Raw genomic sequence first — 16,260 nt, forward strand, 5'->3', positions numbered from 1 at the left:
TATCCTGGGCCGGTCGACGCCGACCCAGGGAGCTGCCGATGCCGCCCGCCGCCACCGACGAGCTGACCCCCGACGCCGCGGTCCGCCGCTACGTCGACGCCGCAGCCCGACTGGTCGGGCTGGAACCCGACGTCGCCGAGGTGCTGGAGTCGAGCTACCGCGAGATCAGCGTGCAGGTGCCGCTGCGGCGGGAGGACGGCAGCCTGCTGGTGGCGCGCGGCTACCGGGTCCAGCACAACGGCGCCCGCGGGCCGTACAAAGGCGGGTTGCGCTACCACCCGGCGGCCGACCTGTCCGAGGTCCGCGCGTTGGCCTCGCTGATGACCTGGAAGACGGCGCTGCTGGATCTGCCGTTCGGCGGCGCCAAGGGTGGCCTGCAGATCGACCCGGCCGAGCTGACGCCCACCGAACTGCAGGCGCTGACCCGCCGGTTCGCGCTGTCGCTGAGCCACCTGGTCGGGGTCTACCGGGACATCCCGGCGCCGGACGTCGGCACCAACGGGCAGGTGATGGCGTGGTTCATGGACGCCTACAGCAGCCGCAACGGCTACTCGCCCGGGGTGGTCACCGGCAAGCCGGTCGACCTGGGCGGGGCCCCGGGTCGGGAGGCGGCGACCGGCCGCGGCCTGGTCTACATCCTGTCGGCGACGGCCCGGCGAGGCGGCTGGGAGCTGGCCGGTAAGCGGGTGGCGATCCAGGGCTTCGGCAACGTCGGATCCTGGGTCGCCCGCGAACTCGCCGAGCTGGGCGCCCGGGTGGTGGCGGTGGGAGATGTCGGCGGCGCGGTCACCCACGACGCCGGACTGGACGTTGCGGCGCTGGTGGCCGCGGCACGGGCCGGCGGCTCGGTAGTCGACGCCGACACCCCGCACGACAAGCTGGACCCGGCGGAGCTGCTCACTATGGAGTGCGACGTGCTGGTGCCGGCGGCGCTCGGCAACTGCATCACCGCCGGCAACGCCGACCAGATCCGGGCCTCGCTGATCGTGGAGGGTGCGAACCATCCGGTCACCCCGGCGGCCGACGCGATCCTCGCCGACCGGGGTATCCCGGTGATCCCCGACATTCTCGCCAACGGTGGCGGGGTGACCGGCTCCTACTTCGAGTGGACCCAGAACATCCAACAATTCCAGTGGCCGGAGGAGCGCTTCAATGAGGAGCTCCGGGGCCGGTTGGAGCGCGCGTACGACGCGGTCGCCGACGCCGCCGAGCAGCGGGGCTGCCCGTACCGGCTGGCCGCCTACGCGATCGCGCTGGAACGCGTGGTCAACGCGGTCCGCCTCCGCGGCTACGTCTGAGCGGCCCCGGTTCCTAGGTCCCCCGCTTCGCGGCTCCCCACTCACGACATCCGGCAGATTCAAGGCCCTCTCATCGCGATTCAGCGGACGGCCGGGGCACTCCTGTGCCTATACCCCCATCACTGGATAGAGTTCCCGGTATCTAGCAAGACAGCGGCATAGGAATTGGCCGGAGGCCCAAGTGGTGGATGAGGAGTTCCTGACCGCGCTGGCGACGGCTCTCGCCGGCAAGGTGGCGCACGGTCTGTCCGAGGCGGGCCGGGCGGCCTACCAGCGGTTGGTGCGGTTTGTCCGCGGCCGATTCCAGGCCGACCAGGCAGCCGAGGGCGTACTGGCCGCGGCCGAGGCGGACCCCTCCGATCACGAACGGCTCGTCGAACTGCGGGCGGCGCTGGCCCGGCTGGCGGCCGACGACCCGCAGTTCGACGCCGAGTTGCGCACCCGCTGGCGCGAGTTGCAACCGCACCTGACCGCCGCAGCCGGCAGCGTCCGCAACACCATCGCCGGTGACGTGAGCGGCAACGTTGTTCAGGCTCGCGACGTACAAGGTGGAATTTCTTTCGGTTCCGACCGCGACGATCATGGTGATACGCGGCCAGCATGAAAGACTATGATCAACTGATCCACTTTCGATTGTCAGTCGACGACCGGCATTGCTACCATCACGGGCAGTATCCGTTATGGGCTTCTAAGGGGCAGCATGTCTACTGGCTGGCGTCCTGATCCATCCGCCGATTTGGTGCGCCGACTCGGCAAGTCCCCTGAGGAGCTCGGCGCCACCGGCGGCACTGACGGCTGCCCGGACATCTGGGAGCTGAGCAACGGCGACTTCGCCGTCATCGGCCGCGACCTGACCGCCGCTCATCAAGCGCGGCTCCCCGAGGGTGCAAGCATAGTGCCAAGCGAGCGGCTGGTCGTCATCCCACGCGCGACGCTCCTGGCGGCGAAGGCGGACATCCCAGATGCGTGAGTCACTGGTGGGTGCTGCCGACGAGCGGCTGGAGGTCACCGCCTACCGAGCCGAGTTTCGAGACCACTTCTGGCGGGTTGACGCGCTCGGGGTCTGGAAGCTGGAGCGCCAACAGTACTTTCAGGAGCCGGGCGACGACAGCTGGGAAGCGTTCGCCGATGGCAACTGGGAGGAATCGCTGCGACTGCTGGCTGCTCGCCGGGCGGAGCTGGAGGACGAGCACCGACGAATTTCGCAGCTCGGCTTCTCGGTCCGCCGGGTCCGGGTGGTCGAGGAGCCGATCATCCCGTACGTGCAGTGGGAGCTGCACCTGCTGCGGCTGCGGGAGCAGTGCGGCACCGGGGTCCGGGTGGTGACCCCGGAACAGGTGGCGCGGTTCGAGTCGAGCGGGCCGCTGCCGGAGATCTGCACGCTCGGCAGCTCGGTAATGTATGAGATCGTCTACAACGATCATGGCATCCTCGACGGCGGCCGGCGTTACACCGACCCCGAGCTGATCCGGCAGTGGCAGCAGCTGACCGCCGACCTCTACGCCGACGGTGAGCCGCTGGCGGACTATTTTGCCCGGCGGGTCGCCGACCTACCCGCTCCAGCCGTGCCGCAGGTCAGCTGACCGCCCTGATCGTTCATGCCCGCTGACGACCAGACCGAGCCAGAGCCATCGGTGGAGCACCTCAACCGGTTGGAGACCGATGGTGGAGCCGGTGACGTCGTGCAGGCGCGGGACGTTCACGGTGGTGTGCACTTCCACCAGTCACTGCCGCCGTTCCCGGTGACGCCGCGGCAGCTCCCCGGCCCGCCGCACGGGTTCGTCAACCGGCAATCCGAGCTGATTCAGCTGGCTAAGGTAGCCGTCGATGAAGCCGGCGCGCCGCGGCTGGTGATCATCGCCGGGACGGCCGGAGTCGGCAAGACCTCGCTCGCGCTGCGCTGGGCCCACACCGTGCGCAGTCAGTTCCCCGACGGCCAGCTCTATACCAATCTGCGCGGCTACGATCCGGGCACGCCTGCCACGCCAGACCACGTCCTAGGCGGCTTTCTCCGCGCGCTCGGCGTGCCAGCCCGTGCCCTCCCTTCCGGGGTGGACGACCGCGCGGCGCTTTACCGCTCGATCCTCGCCGACCGCAGAGTGCTGGTCCTGCTGGACAACGCCGCGACCGCCGGTCAGCTACGGCCTCTGTTGCCCGGCGCCGCGGGCTGCCTCACGGTGGTGACCAGTCGCAGCCGGCTGTCCGGGCTGGTGGCACGGGAGGGAGCTCGCCGGCTGCAGCTCGATCTGCTGAGCGAAGACGACGCCGTCGAGCTCCTTGGCCGGGTGGTCGCTGGCTACCGCACCGCCGACGAACGCGCCGAGCAGGTGGAGTTGGCGAGATTGTGCGCACGGCTGCCGTTGGCGTTGCGGATCGCGGGTGAGCGGGCGGCGAGCCGGCCGCTGATGCCGCTGGCTGAGCTTATCGCCGACCTCCGCGACGAGTCCGGCCTCTGGGACGCGTTAAGCACCGATCGTGACGACGCCGAAGCGGACGCGGTCCGGACTGTGTTCGCCTGGTCATACCGGGCGCTGCCGGAGTCGGCCGCCCGGATGTTCCGGTTCCTGGGCCTGTTTCCGGGGGACGAGTTCAGCTCTCCCGTCGCCGCCGCACTCGCCGGCAGCTCCACCTGGCAGGCTCGCCGCGACCTCGATGCGCTGGTCGGTGCCCATCTGGTCGAAGATTGCGGCCACGATAGATATCAGTTCCACGACCTGTTGCGGGCCTACGCGAACGACCAGCTCACGGTGCTGGAGAGCGAGCACGAGCGCACCGAGGCGCGACGGCGAGTGCTGACTTGGTACTTACACAGCGCCGATGCTGCACAGCAGCAGATCTCGCCCTTCGAGTGTTACCAGCTCGACCTGCCGAGCTCTGGCACACTCGCACCGGCACGCTTCGATAGCTACCACGCCGCTTTGAGCTGGTACCGGACCGAATCAGGCAACCTGGTGGCGGCGGTTCGTGCTGCGGCCGCTGCTGGAGAACATGGCATCACATGGCGGCTGTCAGCGGTTATGCGGGCGATCCAGATGCACCAGAATGCCTTCGACGAGTGGATCACAACTGCCCGGATCGGCGCCGAGTCCGCTGCTGTCCTTGGAGAACTGGCCGGCGAGGCCGAGGCGCTCGATAGCCTCGGCAAGGCGCTGTTCCAGTCTCGGGTGTTGGCCGAGGCGGGAGCGTGCCACCGCCGCGCGCTGGGAATCCGCCGTGACCTGGGCGACCGGTTCGGTGTGGCCGTGTCGTTGAACGCTCTCGGCCTGTGGGAGCTGCGCCAGCGGCGCCTGACAGCGGCCGCAAGCTACTTTGCGCAAGGCGAAGCCGTCTTCAACGAGCTGGGTGAGCGCCGGTGGGTCGCGCTGCTGCGGGCCAATCGTGCCGAGACGCTGTGCGAACGTGGCGACTACCCCGAGGCGACTGATCTCCTCCACGGTGCCCTAGCGGTGCTGCGAGACGTCGGAGACCGCTATGGCCTGGGCAATGCGCAGTATCTACTCGCGTGGGCTCTCCGTGCGGTGGGCCGCCCAGCGGAGGCTCGGTCGGCCATCGACCTGGCGATCGAGATCGCCACCTCCGATGACATCGACATGCGCCTGGCGCATTGGCTGGCTGAGTTGGCGCGCATCGAGCTGGCTCAGGACGAGCCGGGCGAGGCGCTGGTCAGCAGCCAGCGCTCCGCCGTGATCCAGCGACGCCTCGGCGACCGCAGCCGGGAGGCGATCGCCATCGATCTCACCGGCCAGGCGTATCAACACCTGGATCGTCACGACGAGGCGGCGAAGTTCCATCGCCGCGCTGCCGCCGTCCATCGGGAGTTTAACGACCCTTGGCAACTGGCAAACTCGCTAGCGAACCTCGCCACCGCCCTCGATCACCTGGCGGAACCGGACGAGGCACGAAGCTGCCGGCGGGAGGCGACGGCCTTGCTGGGCAGTTTCGACGATCCGGTCGCGGCGGCGCTGCGGCAGCGGCTCAGCGAGGATCGGTAGCTGGTGGCTCGGCCGGGGCGGATTCGACGATCCAGATCGGCCCGTCGCCGCATTCGACCCGGAGTCCATCGGCTGGTGTGAGGCTGGTGCGGACCAGCCGCACCCACTTGTCGCCGACCCGCGCCATTGGCGCAGTGTCGCTGCCGATGTACCTGAACACCCGTACCTGGTTGTGGATCTGTCGGGCAGGGTGTGACCAGTCCACCTGTGAGAACTCCGGCTCCAGGAACCCGGCCCGGGGTCCGGTCACGGCCGGTTGCGGCTCCCCCGGCTCGCCGGCGGCGATCCGCGCCAACGCGGTGGTGAGCGCATCCGCGACCGCCGGCGCCAGCCGCGCGTGCACCTGCTCCCGATGGACATCCTCCCCGAGCGGTACGCCGCCGCGCTGCGCGAGGATCGGCCCGGTGTCGACACCGTCGTCGACCCGGTGCACCGTCACCCCGGTCTCCGGGTCGCCGTTGCGGATCGCCCAGTGCACCGGTGCCGGCCCCCGGTAGCGCGGCAGCAGCGACGGGTGGATGTTGACGGTACCGAAGGTCGGCAGCTGGTAGACCTCGCGCGGAAGTATCCAGTTGAATCCGTAGAGCACCAGTAGGTCCGGTCGGTGCCCGGCCAGACTGTCGGCCAGGCCGGCCTGATCCGCCGGCAGCAGGAGATCCACATCGGTGGGCAGCGCCTCAATGACCCCGGTCAGCTTCGACACCGCGTAGGCGTCGGCGGGCTGCCGGGGGCGCATCGACCGGGAGTAGGCGTACGCAACCGGCTGGTGCCCGGCGGCCGCACAGGCGCGGTGCAGCAACCCGAACTCCTCAGCCCCCATTGACGCGAGCACGACCCGCATCGCGGTGCTGTCGAGGGCACCCTCAATTCCGACCTCGCTGGACACGATCAGCCCTTCAGAAGCTCGATGCGGTGGTCTCCGTCATCATTCCGGAGCAGCCCTGAACCGTCACGAGGGTCGGGGGGCTGCGGCTCGCTCGCCTCGGCTCCCATGGGGCCCCGCAGAGTGTAGGGCGAACCGGTGCAGTGCGCGGCGGAGCATCGCCCGGACCACCAGGGGGTGGAGCCGGCGCACCACCGCCAGGTAGAACCTGCCGCGCCGGTTGTGCGCCCGGGTGACCGTCGACAGGGTCACCCGCCGGCCGGCCGGGTCGACCAGCACCGACACCCGGAAGTCGAGATGCTCGTCGTCGACCCCGAGCAACGCCTCCCGCTCGGAGGCGGCGTGCACGTCGAAGACCCGGCGGGAGGCGGGCGGCACACCCACCAGCCGGACCAGCGCGTTGCGGGCGACCAGTAGCGTGGCCACCCAGCGGGGTGGGTCGCCGAAGACCCGGCGCGCCCAGTCTGCCGGGTCGGTGCTCATCCCGGGCAGCCACGGCACCTGCCAGGCGTCGGCGAAGTCGGCCGGGCCGAAGTCGGTGAGCAGGGTCGCCTCCGCTGGGATCGCCACCGCGCGCGGCCGGGGGAACTCCAGCCCGCGCCAGCGCCGGACCCACCAGCTCCACCGGGCGGGCTGTGCGACCCGGCCGGTCGCCACCCGCTCGGCGTTGTCGAGCAGGTCCTCCAGCAGCGCGTCGTGCAACCAGCGGATCACCGCCGGCCAAAGTAGCCGGGCCTGGCCGCGGGGCCCGATCACCACCTCGTGTCGCATCCGGCAGGCGGCCGGCCCGTCGGCGGTGACCGTCAGTTCGTGGTAGCCGTCGAGCCCGAGATTGGGGTGGAAGGTGAACCGGATCCGCCGCCCCGGGTCGTACCCGCTGACGAAGTAGCGCACCGGGCCGTGCCCGCCGTCGGCGCCGAGGGCCAACGGCCGGTCCAGCACCAGCGGTGCCCAGGCCGGGGTGGGCCAGAGTGGGTCGTCGTCGCCGCCCAGCCGGTCGAGCAGGGCGCCGACCACCGGAGCAGGCGCCTCGATGCGGCGCTCATGGACATTGCGGACGTTCGCCATGTCAGCCTACTTTCTCCATACGCCCCCGTATGGTTAACCATACGATACCGTACGGCGAATGGGTGAGACACCGGCACGGCAGCGACTGAGCGTGGACGACTGGGCGGCGACCGCGTTGACCGCGATCGCCGAGGGCGGCCTCGCCGCCGTCGCGGTGGAGCGGCTGGCGACCCAGCTCGGGACCACCAAGGGCAGCTTCTACTGGCACTTCCGCAATCGGGACGCTTTGGTGCGTGCCGCGCTGGACCGCTGGGAGCAGCAGCAAACGGACGTCATCATTGCCGCGATGGAGCAGTTCCCCGACCCGGCGGACCGGCTCCACCGGCTCCTGAGTTTGATCACCGAGCACACCCATCCCCGAACGGAGAACCGGATCGAGGTAGCCCTGCTCGCCTCGGCGAGTGACCCGGCGGTCGCGGCGGCGCTGACTCGGGTCACCGAACGCCGGATCAGCTACGTGTCGGAGCTGTTCAGACAGCTCGGGTCCGATCCGGATCGGGCCCGCCGGCAGGCGCTGCTGGCCTACACCGCCTGGCTCGGCCACACCCAGCTGCGGCACGCGGTGCCGCAGGTGCTCCCCGCCCCTGGCGACCACCGGCAGTACCTCGAGCACCTGCTCACCAGCCTGCGCTGATCACCATCCTGGCAGCCTCGGGCAAGATCACCGACCAGGCAACTGGCCAGCGGGCGGCGTTGGATATCATGACCTGAGCCCGCGCTGGGCGTATCCAGCCGGGCGTTTTGTGTAACCGCGGCTGCGGCGTGACGCCGGCAGCCGCGGTGACGTTCGACGGAGGGAGGGACGGCCCATGTCGACCGGCCCACGGGCAACCGGGCTCCGGCGATGATCCTGTTCATCGTGCTGGCCGGCATGATGGGGCTGGCGCTACTTGTGGCGCCGATCTCCCGCCGGTTCGGCCGGGACACCGGCTACTTCCTCGCCGCCGCCTTCCTCCTCCTTGGAGCGTTGCTGACGCCATCGATCCTGGAGGCGCTCGGCGGCGGTTACGTCGAGGAGTCGCTGCCGTGGATCCCCGCGCTCGGGGTGCAGGCGACGCTGCGGCTGGACGGGCTGGCGTCGCTGTTCACGCTGCTGATCATCCTGGTCGGCGCGCTGATCCTGGCCTACTGCCCGCGCTACCTCCACGGCGACCACCACGCCCGCACGTACATCCTGCTGACCCTGTTCGCCGCCTCCATGCTCGGGCTGGTGCTCTCGGCCGACCTGGTGCTGCTCTTCGTCTTCTGGGAATTGACGACGATCTCGTCGTTCTTCCTGATCGGTGGCACCGGTCCGAAGTCGGCGAAGCCGGCGATGCGGGCGCTGATCATCACCGCGGCCGGCGGGTTGGCGCTGCTGGTCGCAGTGATCATGATCTGGGCCGAGACCGGCACCACCTACCTGCCGGCGGTGCTGGATAATCCCGAGTGGCTGCTCGAATCACCCTACGGCTGGTCGGTCGGTGCGCTGGTGATCCTCGCCGCCTTCACCAAGTCCGCCCAGCTGCCGTTCCAGTCTTGGCTGCCCGGCGCGATGGTCGCGATCACTCCCGTGAGCGCCTATCTGCACGCGGCGACCATGGTCAAGGCCGGCATCTACCTGCTGATGCGCTTCTCCCCCGTCTACGGTGACCAGGCTGCCTGGCAGGCCACCCTGGTCAGCGTCGGGTTGATCACCGCGATCGTCGGGGCGGCGCTGGCGCTGCGACAACACGACCTCAAGGCGCTCCTGGCCTACTCCACCGTGAGCCAGCTCGGGCTGCTGGTTGCGGTCACCGGCATCGGCACCTCCATCGGCTTCGCCGCCGCGGTGCTGCACACCGTCGCCCACGCGCTCTTCAAAGCGACCCTGTTCATGCTGGTCGGGATCATCGACCGGGAGGCCGGCAGCCGCGATGTCCGGGAGCTGGGTGGGCTGCGCCGGGTGATGCCGGTGACCGCGGCCCTGACTGGCATCGCCGGACTCTCCATGGCCGGCGTCCCACCCATGATCGGCTTTGTCAGCAAGGAGACGATCTTCGAGGCGCTCTCGGAGGCGCACTTCGCCCCGTGGGCCGGCCCGGTCGCCGCCGGGCTCGGCGTCACCGCCTCCGTCCTGACCTTCGCCTACGGGGTCCGGATCTTCCACGGCGCCTTCGCCGGCCCGACCACCCAACGCAACCTGTACGAGCCGTCGTGGCAGTTCCTGCTGCCGGCGGCGGTCCCGGCGGTCGCCGGGGTGGTCCTCGGCCCGGGAGTCGGCCTGCTGAACCCGCTGACCCAGAGCGCGGTGGCGAACATGGACCCGGGCGCCGTCGCGCCGGTGCTCGAGTTCTGGCACGGCTTCAGCATCGAGCTGTGGCTCTCGGCGATCACGATCGCGCTGGGGATGGTGCTCTTCTTCGCCCGGGAACCGGTGGACCGGTTCCTCAACCGGATCAAGACACCGCCCGAGGGTGAGCTGTTCGACTACGGCTACAACGCGACCTTGAAGTTCGGCTGGTGGGTCGGCGCCCCCAACCGCAGCAACTCGCCGGCCGCGTTCCTGATCTGGCCGATGGTGGTGGTGCTGGTCCTAGGCGCGGGCGCCCTCTTCGCCTACGGTTCGTGGCCCACCGATCCACCGGGCACCACCACCCCGTACGACTGGCCGTTGATCGCGCTGCTCGCCGTGGCGTCCGCGGCGCTGGTGGCGATGCGGAACACGCTCGCCGCGATCGCGCTACTCGGCGTGATCGGCTTCCTGGTCTCGATCTGGTTCATGCTCGCCGGTGCCCCGGACGTGGCGCTCACCCTCCTGCTGGTGGAGGTGCTCACCGCGGTGGTGGCGGTGCTGGTGCTGCGGACGCTGCCGCCGAAGTTCCGGCGGGTGCCGAAGCTGCGGCAACTGCCGGCTGCGGTGGTGGCGATCGCCACCGGGGTGCTGGCGATGGCGGCGACGCTCGCCTTCACCGGCCACCGGGACCGCTCCGAGCTGGGTGACTACTTCCTGTCCAACGCCGAGGAGCAGACCGGCGGACGCAACGTGGTCAACACCATCCTGGTCGACTACCGCGCGCTGGACACCCTGGGTGAGGCGACCGTGCTGGGCGTCGCGGCGCTCGGGGCGATCTACCTGCTGGGCCGGTTCCGCGTCACCCGACCGGCGAGCGACCCGAACGCGGCGCCAGCGCCGCAGCTCAGCAGCCCGATCTTGTTCCAGGTGACCAACTGGGTGCTGGCGCCCGGCCTGTTGTTGCTCTCGGCGTACCTCTTCCTGCGGGGGCACTACGAGCCGGGCGGCGGGTTCATCGCCGCGCTGGTCGCCGGGATCGCGATCGCCTTCGGCTACCTCGCCCAGGGGATCACCGGCGGCACCGTGCCGGTGCTGCGGGCACTAAAGCCCGAGCCGTTGATCGCGCTCGGCCTGGGCCTCAGTGTCCTGGTCGGCGGCGCCGCCGCCATCGGCGGCGAGCCGTTCCTCACCCCGCTGCATCTGGAGTTCGGCGACTTCAAGCTGACCTCCTCGTTGCTCTTTGACGTCGGCATCTACCTGTTCGTGCTCGGCATGGTGGTGGCCGCGATCGACCGGCTGGGCGGCGCCCGACGGGAGCCGCCCCCAGAGCCGGCCGACGCCGCCGCGCCCACCCCCGACCCGGCTGGGACCCCTCGCCCAGGAGGTGACGCATGACCGCAGCGATCGCCGTCGGCATCCTCGCCGCCACCGGGACGTACCTCATCTTCCAGCGGGGCCTGATCCGGATCACGATCGGGTTTGTGATGCTGGGCCACGCCGCCAACATCATCGTGGTGGCGGCGGGCGGGATGAGCCTGCGGAGCGCGCCCCTGCTCGGCCACGGCCCGGCCGAGGAGATGGCCGACCCGTTGCCGCAGGCGTTCGTGCTGACCGCCATTGTGATCACCTTCGGGATCACGGTCTACCTGCTCGCCCTCGCGCGCGGCGGCGGTGAGGAGGACCCGGGCGACGACGCGCTCGACCCGGACACCCCGGACGAACCCGACGGCGAAGACGACGTCGATCCGGACCGACGAGCGGATCTGGGCCACGGCAGCGACACCCCCGAGTGGGACGAGGACGTCTCCCACATCACCGACGAGCGGGCTGAGAAACGATGAACGGCTGGCTGCTGACGCTGCCGGTGGCGGTGCCGCTCTTCGCGGCCGCCGTGCTGGTCTTCACCCCCAACTCGGTCGCGCTGCAGCGGCTGCTGAGCATCGCCGCCAACGGCGCGGTGCTGGTACTCGGCGCGGTGTTGCTGGCCCGCACCTACGACGGGTCGGTGATCAGCGAGAACCTGAGCGGCTGGACCCAGGTCGGCATCCCGATCATGTTCGCCGGCGACGCCTTCAGCGCGTTGATGCTCTGCGTCACCGCCCTGCTGGTGATGGTCTGCTTGGGCTTCGCGTTCGCCACCGGCGACGCCGCCCATCGGCTCTTCGCGCCGATGGCGCTGGTGATGGCGGCCGGGGTCTACGGCGCCTACCTCACCGCCGACCTGTTCAACCTGTTCGTCTTCGTCGAGGTCATGCTCGCGCCGTCGTACGTGTTGCTGGTGCTCGCCGGTGGCCGGAAGCGGGTCGCCGCCGGCCGGCTGTATCTGACGGTGAGCCTGCTCGCCTCGACGATCTTCCTCGCCGGCATCGGCCTGGTCTACGGCTTGGCCGGCACGGTCAACCTCGGGCAGCTCGCCGGGAGCGCCAGCGGCTCCCCCGCGATGGCGGTCGCCGGCTCGCTGATCCTGATCGCGATGGGGGTCAAGGCGGCGCTGGTGCCGGTGCATGGTTGGCTACCCCGGGCCTACCTGCACGCCGCCCCCGCGGTGGCGGCGCTCTTCTCCGGCCTGCTCACCAAGGTCGGCGTCTACGTGATCTTCCGGCTCTACGCGGTGATGTACGAAGGGGATCCGCAGTACGCGTGGGTGGTGATGCTCGCGGCGCTGCTGAGCATGGTGGTCGGGGTACTCGGCGCGGTCGGCGAGAAGACCATGCGGGCGATCCTCGCGTTCCACATGATCAGCCAGATCGGCTACATGATCATCGGCCCGGCGCTCTTCACCACGGTGGCGTTGGCCGCCGGCATCTTCTACATCATCCATCATGTGCTGGTGAAGGCTGCGTTGCTGATCTGCGCCGGGGCGGTGGAGGTCACCTACGGCACCGGCCGGTTGGACCGCCTGGGCGGGTTGGTCAACCGTGCCCCCTGGCTGGCCGCCGCGTTCATGGTCGCCGCCCTGTCGCTGGCCGGCATGCCACCCATGTCCGGGTTCATCGCCAAGCTGGCGATCGTCCGGGCCGCGATCCTGGAGGCCCACTACCTCGCCGCGGTGGTAGCGGTGCTGGTCGGGCTCCTCACCCTGCTTTCTATGATCAAAATTTGGAACGGCGCGTTCTGGGGCCACAACGGCGAGGCCACCTGGGACGAGGAGGGTGAACGGAGCAGCGCGACCACTCGGGTGATCAAGCCGTCGCTGGTTGCACCGGCGGTGGTGCTCGCCTCCTTCTCGTTGATCTTCGGCATCGGGGCGGAGCCGTTGCTGGCGGCGACCACTGTGGCGGCCGAAGGTCTGACCGATATCACGGCCTACGTGACGGCGGTGACGATGCGATGACGACCACGAACAACTCCACTGGCGCCGGCAGCCGGGCAGTCACCCGGGCCGGCCGGATCCTCGGCTTCCTCGGCTATTACTCAGTGGAGTTCCTGCGCTCCAACGCGATGGTGCTGGTCGAGATCTTCCGGTTCCGGTCGCGGGCGCGCCCGGCGCTGCTGACCGTGCCGCTGCGCAGCACCCGGCAGGTAGAGATGGTCTCGCTGGCCAGCCTGATCTCGCTCACGCCCGGCACCCTCACCATCGAGGTGCAGCCGGAGCCACCCACGCTCTACGTGCACGGCATGTTCGCCGCCGACCCGGCGGAGTTCGTCGCCGGCCTGCACACCATGGAGGACCAACTACTCGCCGCGATGCGGCCGGTAGCGCAGGAGCCGGACCCGGCTGGCCTGGCCGCACGGGGCGAGCGCTCCCGCCGGGCCGGCGTCGCCGCCCCCATCGAGCGGAGGCCGTGATGACTGTGCTCGACGGAGTGCTCGTAGTTTTGGCCGTCGCGATGCTGGTGGTGACCGTCCGGACCGTGGTCGGGCCGACCAACGCCGACCGCGCGCTCGCGATCGACCTCGGCTTCGCCGCCTTCGTGGCCGCGATCGCGGTCCTAGCGGTCCGGGTCGACGAACCCGCGCTGCTGGACCTGGTGCTGGCCGCGACCCTGGTCGGTTTCCTCGGCACCGTGGCGGTGGCGAAGCTGGTGGAGAGGGGGCGGCGATGAGCACCGTCCAGACCATCGTCGGGCACGCCCTGATTTTGATCGGTGCCGGGTTGATCTTCGGTGCCACTGTCGGCATCATCCGGCTGCCCGATCTCTACAACCGGACCAACGCGGTGGCGAAAGCGGCCGCGTTGGGGGTCTCGTGCATCCTCGCCGGGGTGGGGGTGCTGATGCCCAGCCCCACGACGATCCTGATCCTGCTGCTGGCGATCGCCGCGCAGCTGTTCACCGCCCCGATCGCCGGCTACGCGGTGGGGCGCGCGGGCTACCGGACGGGCGCGCCGATGGTGTCGACCACCCACCGGGACGACCTGGCCGAGGTCTACCGTTCCGGGGCCGACCCGGGGCAGGACCAGCAGCACTAGCCCGCCGGCAGGCGACCCGCCCGCCCGTAGAGGTAACGCTGCATCGGCGGGCTGGTCGCCCGCTGGGCGGCCGCCTCGTAAGCGACCCGGGCGGCCTGCGGCTCCCCCGCCAGCTCCAGCAGGTGCGCCCGGACCGCGTACAGCCGGTGGTGGTCGGCGATCCGCTCGTCGGCCTGCAGCTCGCCGACCAGCTCCAGCCCGGCGGCGGGCCCGCGCGCCATCGCCGCCGCGACCGCGTGGTTCAGCGCCACCATCGGGTTCTCCGACAGCTGCCGCAGCAGTTCGTAGAGGGCCACGAGCTGCGGCCAGTCGGTCGCCTCGGCGCTGGGCGCCTCGTCGTGCACCGCGGCGATCGCCGCCTGCAGTTGGTAAGGGCCGGTGGGGCCACGCGGCAACGCCTGGCTGATCAGCGCCACGCCCTCGGCGATCATCCCCCGGTCCCACTGGCTGCGGTCCTGCTCAGCCATCGGGACGAGCGCCCCCTCCGGGCCCAGCCGCGCCGGCCGGCGGGCATCGGTGAGCAGCATCAGCGCAAGCAGGCCGGTCACCTCGCCGTCCTCCGGCTGCAGCCGGTGCAGCAGCCGGGTCAGCCGGATCGCCTCGGCCGACAGCTCAGCACGGTGCAGACCCGGCCCGTACGTGGTGGCGTACCCCTCGTTGAAGATCAGGTAGAGCACATGTAGGACCGCGGCGAGCCGCTCCTCGCGCTGCGCCGGCGGCGGCATCCGGAACGGAACGCCGCTGGCTCGGATCCGCTGTTTGGCCCGGCTGATCCGGCGGGTCATGGTCGGTTCCGGCACCAGGAACGCCCGGGCAACCTCGGCGGTGGACAGGCCGCCGACGGCCCGCAGCGTGAGCGCGATCTGGCCGGCCGGCGGCAGCGCCGGGTGACAACACAGGAAGAGCAGGACCAGCGTGTCGTCGGCCGCGGTCGCGGTCCGGTCGGCCGGCGGGGCCTGCCCCTGCTCCGGCAGCGCCCATTGGGTGACCGTCTCCTCCCGCCGGCGCCGGGCCTGCTCGCTGCGGAGCAGGTCGGTCAACCGGCGCCCCGCAACGGTGATCAGCCAGGCCCGCGGGTTATCCGGCAGGCCCTCGGTCGGCCACTGCCGGGCTGCGGCGATCAGCGCCTCCTGCACCGCGTCCTCGGCGGTGTCGAAGTGTCCATACCGGCGTACGACCGCGCCGAGGACCTGCGGCGCGAGGGTACGCAGCAGGTCCTCGAAGCCGGCGTCGGTCACGGCACCGACAGCTCCTCCACGCCCTCCAGCACCGGCCGGATGTCCACGTACTCGCCCTCGGCGGCCGGGTTGATGAACTGCACGGCGATCTCCGCGGCCCGGTCGAAGCTGTCACACTCGACGATATTGAAACCGGCGAGCACCTCCTGGGTCTCCGGGTACGGCCCGTCGGTCACCACCGGCGTACCGCCGCGTAGCTCCACCCGTCGGGCATGCACCGGCGCGGTCAGGCCGTGAGCCGCGACGTGCTCGCCGGAGTCCACCAGCCCCTGGTTCGCCTTGCCCATGTGTTCGTGCATCGCCGCGATCTCCTCACCGGACATCGCCGGCTTGCCAGGGGTGGGCCGGCCCGCCAGCACGTCGTAGTCCTGCTGCGAGGCATAGAGCATGATCATGTACTTCATCGGTGTCTCCTTCCCTGCCGGGCGCCGGTGCTCGGCGCCCTCATCAGGGACGTCGGAGCCCGCACCGGCCAGCGGACCTCCCCCAACCCTCAGCCTAAGTCCTCGCCGATCCTCCACCGTCCGCAACGCACCCCGCCACCCAGCAGCCAGCTGGCTGATCGGGACGCTTGATCATCATGCATCGCCGCACCTCAGGTGGTGCGGCAGCAGCGTTTGCTCTGCGCATCTATACGCCAGCGCTGGTCATTCGAGAAGGGCTGGGCCAGCGAGAATACGCGGGGAGCGCCGCCGAGCTGCCTCCCCTCCCGCCGGCTGACCGCTCCGGCCTCCTGCCGCCGCCTGACCACCGCCGGGGACCGCCGGCGACCGCCGGGGACGGAAGTTTGCCCCAGGTCACGGACTTTGTAGCAGGCCAGCTTGCGCCCGTCGGTCGCTTGGTGGGTTGAGTGGTGATCCACTACGGCGACAAATCGCCTTAAACTGGCAAACCAGGCACCACTCAACCCACCAAGTCGAGCGAGACGAGCTGCCCGGACCCGACCTTGCGGCGATCCCTACCGAAACAGCCCAGCCGATGGCGTATGCGTAAGCAGCGCAAACGCTCCCGCAGCACCACCTGAGCTGCGGCGATGCCTGATGATCAAGTGACCCGATCCAGCCAGCGGAGTCGCATGCGTCCCGCGGTCTCACGGCCGGGTTGGGGGTATCGAGC

General features: G+C 70.3%; 16 protein-coding genes. 12 read left to right on the forward strand and 4 right to left on the reverse strand.

From position 1 onward, the window contains the following. Positions 1-38: 38 nt before the first annotated feature. The 5 genes from JQS43_RS15855 (at position 39) to JQS43_RS15875 (ending at position 5,290) form a co-directional block, all read left to right on the forward strand. Positions 39-1,298 (forward strand): Glu/Leu/Phe/Val family dehydrogenase, encoded by a 1,260-nt coding sequence (locus JQS43_RS15855; protein WP_239675165.1) that lies wholly within the window; start codon positions 39-41, stop codon positions 1,296-1,298. Between the two features lie 181 nt (positions 1,299-1,479). After that, a complete protein-coding gene (locus JQS43_RS15860) occupies positions 1,480-1,902 on the forward strand; it encodes a hypothetical protein (RefSeq protein ID WP_239675166.1) in 423 nt (140 codons plus the stop codon). A 96-nt stretch (positions 1,903-1,998) separates the two neighbouring features. Continuing rightward, positions 1,999-2,268, forward strand: a complete 270-nt coding sequence (locus tag JQS43_RS15865) for a hypothetical protein (protein WP_239675167.1) — start codon at positions 1,999-2,001, stop codon at positions 2,266-2,268. Further along, complete coding sequence (locus JQS43_RS15870) at positions 2,261-2,881, forward strand: DUF6879 family protein (RefSeq protein ID WP_239675168.1); 621 nt, start codon at positions 2,261-2,263, stop codon at positions 2,879-2,881. The genes JQS43_RS15865 and JQS43_RS15870 overlap by 8 nt, the downstream gene beginning before the upstream one ends. A 15-nt stretch (positions 2,882-2,896) precedes the next feature. Then, entirely contained in the window at positions 2,897-5,290 is a 2,394-nt protein-coding gene (locus JQS43_RS15875) for an ATP-binding protein (RefSeq protein WP_239675169.1), read from the forward strand. On the opposite strand, the gene JQS43_RS15880 is transcribed toward JQS43_RS15875, so the two are convergent. Further along, positions 5,274-6,176 carry a methionyl-tRNA formyltransferase gene (locus JQS43_RS15880; RefSeq protein ID WP_239675170.1) on the reverse strand — a complete coding sequence of 301 codons (903 nt, stop codon included), beginning with the start codon at positions 6,174-6,176 and terminating at the stop codon, positions 5,274-5,276. The genes JQS43_RS15875 and JQS43_RS15880 overlap by 17 nt on opposite strands. A gap of 63 nt (positions 6,177-6,239) precedes the next feature. Further along, a complete protein-coding gene (locus JQS43_RS15885) occupies positions 6,240-7,241 on the reverse strand; it encodes a DUF2867 domain-containing protein (RefSeq protein ID WP_239675171.1) in 1,002 nt (333 codons plus the stop codon). A 58-nt stretch (positions 7,242-7,299) separates the two neighbouring features. Between JQS43_RS15885 and JQS43_RS15890 the strand changes: the two genes are divergently transcribed. The 7 genes from JQS43_RS15890 to JQS43_RS15920 all read left to right on the forward strand — a co-directional run bounded on the left by JQS43_RS15890 (position 7,300) and on the right by JQS43_RS15920 (position 13,906). Further along, positions 7,300-7,875, forward strand: coding sequence for a TetR/AcrR family transcriptional regulator (locus tag JQS43_RS15890; RefSeq protein ID WP_239675172.1), 576 nt, complete (start codon positions 7,300-7,302; stop codon positions 7,873-7,875). A gap of 210 nt (positions 7,876-8,085) precedes the next feature. Beyond that, a complete protein-coding gene (gene mbhE, locus JQS43_RS15895; RefSeq protein WP_239675173.1) occupies positions 8,086-10,890 on the forward strand; it encodes a hydrogen gas-evolving membrane-bound hydrogenase subunit E in 2,805 nt (934 codons plus the stop codon). After that, on the forward strand, positions 10,887-11,336 hold the full coding sequence (locus JQS43_RS15900; protein WP_239675174.1) for a sodium:proton antiporter: 450 nt from the start codon (positions 10,887-10,889) through the stop codon (positions 11,334-11,336). The genes mbhE and JQS43_RS15900 overlap by 4 nt, the downstream gene beginning before the upstream one ends. After that, positions 11,333-12,829, forward strand: a complete 1,497-nt coding sequence (locus JQS43_RS15905) for a monovalent cation/H+ antiporter subunit D family protein (protein WP_239675175.1) — start codon at positions 11,333-11,335, stop codon at positions 12,827-12,829. Before JQS43_RS15900 ends, JQS43_RS15905 begins: the two co-directional genes overlap by 4 nt. Continuing rightward, positions 12,826-13,284: a Na+/H+ antiporter subunit E gene (locus tag JQS43_RS15910; protein ID WP_239675176.1), complete on the forward strand. Its 459-nt coding sequence runs from the start codon at positions 12,826-12,828 to the stop codon at positions 13,282-13,284. Before JQS43_RS15905 ends, JQS43_RS15910 begins: the two co-directional genes overlap by 4 nt. After that, positions 13,284-13,541: an MrpF/PhaF family protein gene (locus tag JQS43_RS15915; RefSeq protein WP_239675177.1), complete on the forward strand. Its 258-nt coding sequence runs from the start codon at positions 13,284-13,286 to the stop codon at positions 13,539-13,541. The genes JQS43_RS15910 and JQS43_RS15915 overlap by 1 nt, the downstream gene beginning before the upstream one ends. Next, entirely contained in the window at positions 13,538-13,906 is a 369-nt protein-coding gene (locus JQS43_RS15920) for a cation:proton antiporter (protein ID WP_239675178.1), read from the forward strand. The genes JQS43_RS15915 and JQS43_RS15920 overlap by 4 nt, the downstream gene beginning before the upstream one ends. On the opposite strand, the gene JQS43_RS15925 is transcribed toward JQS43_RS15920, so the two are convergent. Both JQS43_RS15925 and JQS43_RS15930 read right to left on the reverse strand, forming a co-directional pair. Further along, positions 13,903-15,144, reverse strand: coding sequence for an RNA polymerase sigma factor (locus JQS43_RS15925; RefSeq protein WP_239675179.1), 1,242 nt, complete (start codon positions 15,142-15,144; stop codon positions 13,903-13,905). The genes JQS43_RS15920 and JQS43_RS15925 overlap by 4 nt on opposite strands. Next, the gene (locus tag JQS43_RS15930) at positions 15,141-15,548 is read right to left on the reverse strand and encodes a YciI family protein (RefSeq protein WP_239675180.1); all 408 of its coding nucleotides are present in this window, start codon (positions 15,546-15,548) and stop codon (positions 15,141-15,143) included. The genes JQS43_RS15925 and JQS43_RS15930 overlap by 4 nt, the downstream gene beginning before the upstream one ends. Positions 15,549-16,260: the final 712 nt, after the last annotated feature.

Source organism: Natronosporangium hydrolyticum, from assembly GCF_016925615.1.
GTDB lineage: Bacteria > Actinomycetota > Actinomycetes > Mycobacteriales > Micromonosporaceae > Natronosporangium > Natronosporangium hydrolyticum.

Bases quoted from the DNA above. Each gene is read 5' to 3' on its own strand.
- JQS43_RS15920 (WP_239675178.1), top strand. From the start codon at position 13,538: ATGAGCACCGTCCAGACCATCGTCGGGCACGCCCTGATTTTGATCGGT.
- JQS43_RS15865 (WP_239675167.1), top strand. From the start codon at position 1,999: ATGTCTACTGGCTGGCGTCCTGATCCATCCGCCGATTTGGTGCGCCGA.
- JQS43_RS15915 (WP_239675177.1), top strand. From the start codon at position 13,284: ATGACTGTGCTCGACGGAGTGCTCGTAGTTTTGGCCGTCGCGATGCTG.
- JQS43_RS15890 (WP_239675172.1), top strand. From the start codon at position 7,300: ATGGGTGAGACACCGGCACGGCAGCGACTGAGCGTGGACGACTGGGCG.
- JQS43_RS15910 (WP_239675176.1), top strand. From the start codon at position 12,826: ATGACGACCACGAACAACTCCACTGGCGCCGGCAGCCGGGCAGTCACC.
- JQS43_RS15855 (WP_239675165.1), top strand. From the start codon at position 39: ATGCCGCCCGCCGCCACCGACGAGCTGACCCCCGACGCCGCGGTCCGC.
- JQS43_RS15870 (WP_239675168.1), top strand. From the start codon at position 2,261: ATGCGTGAGTCACTGGTGGGTGCTGCCGACGAGCGGCTGGAGGTCACC.
- JQS43_RS15905 (WP_239675175.1), top strand. From the start codon at position 11,333: ATGAACGGCTGGCTGCTGACGCTGCCGGTGGCGGTGCCGCTCTTCGCG.
- JQS43_RS15885 (WP_239675171.1), bottom strand. From the start codon at position 7,241: ATGGCGAACGTCCGCAATGTCCATGAGCGCCGCATCGAGGCGCCTGCT.
- JQS43_RS15875 (WP_239675169.1), top strand. From the start codon at position 2,897: ATGCCCGCTGACGACCAGACCGAGCCAGAGCCATCGGTGGAGCACCTC.
- JQS43_RS15930 (WP_239675180.1), bottom strand. From the start codon at position 15,548: ATGAAGTACATGATCATGCTCTATGCCTCGCAGCAGGACTACGACGTG.
- JQS43_RS15900 (WP_239675174.1), top strand. From the start codon at position 10,887: ATGACCGCAGCGATCGCCGTCGGCATCCTCGCCGCCACCGGGACGTAC.
- mbhE (WP_239675173.1), top strand. From the start codon at position 8,086: ATGATCCTGTTCATCGTGCTGGCCGGCATGATGGGGCTGGCGCTACTT.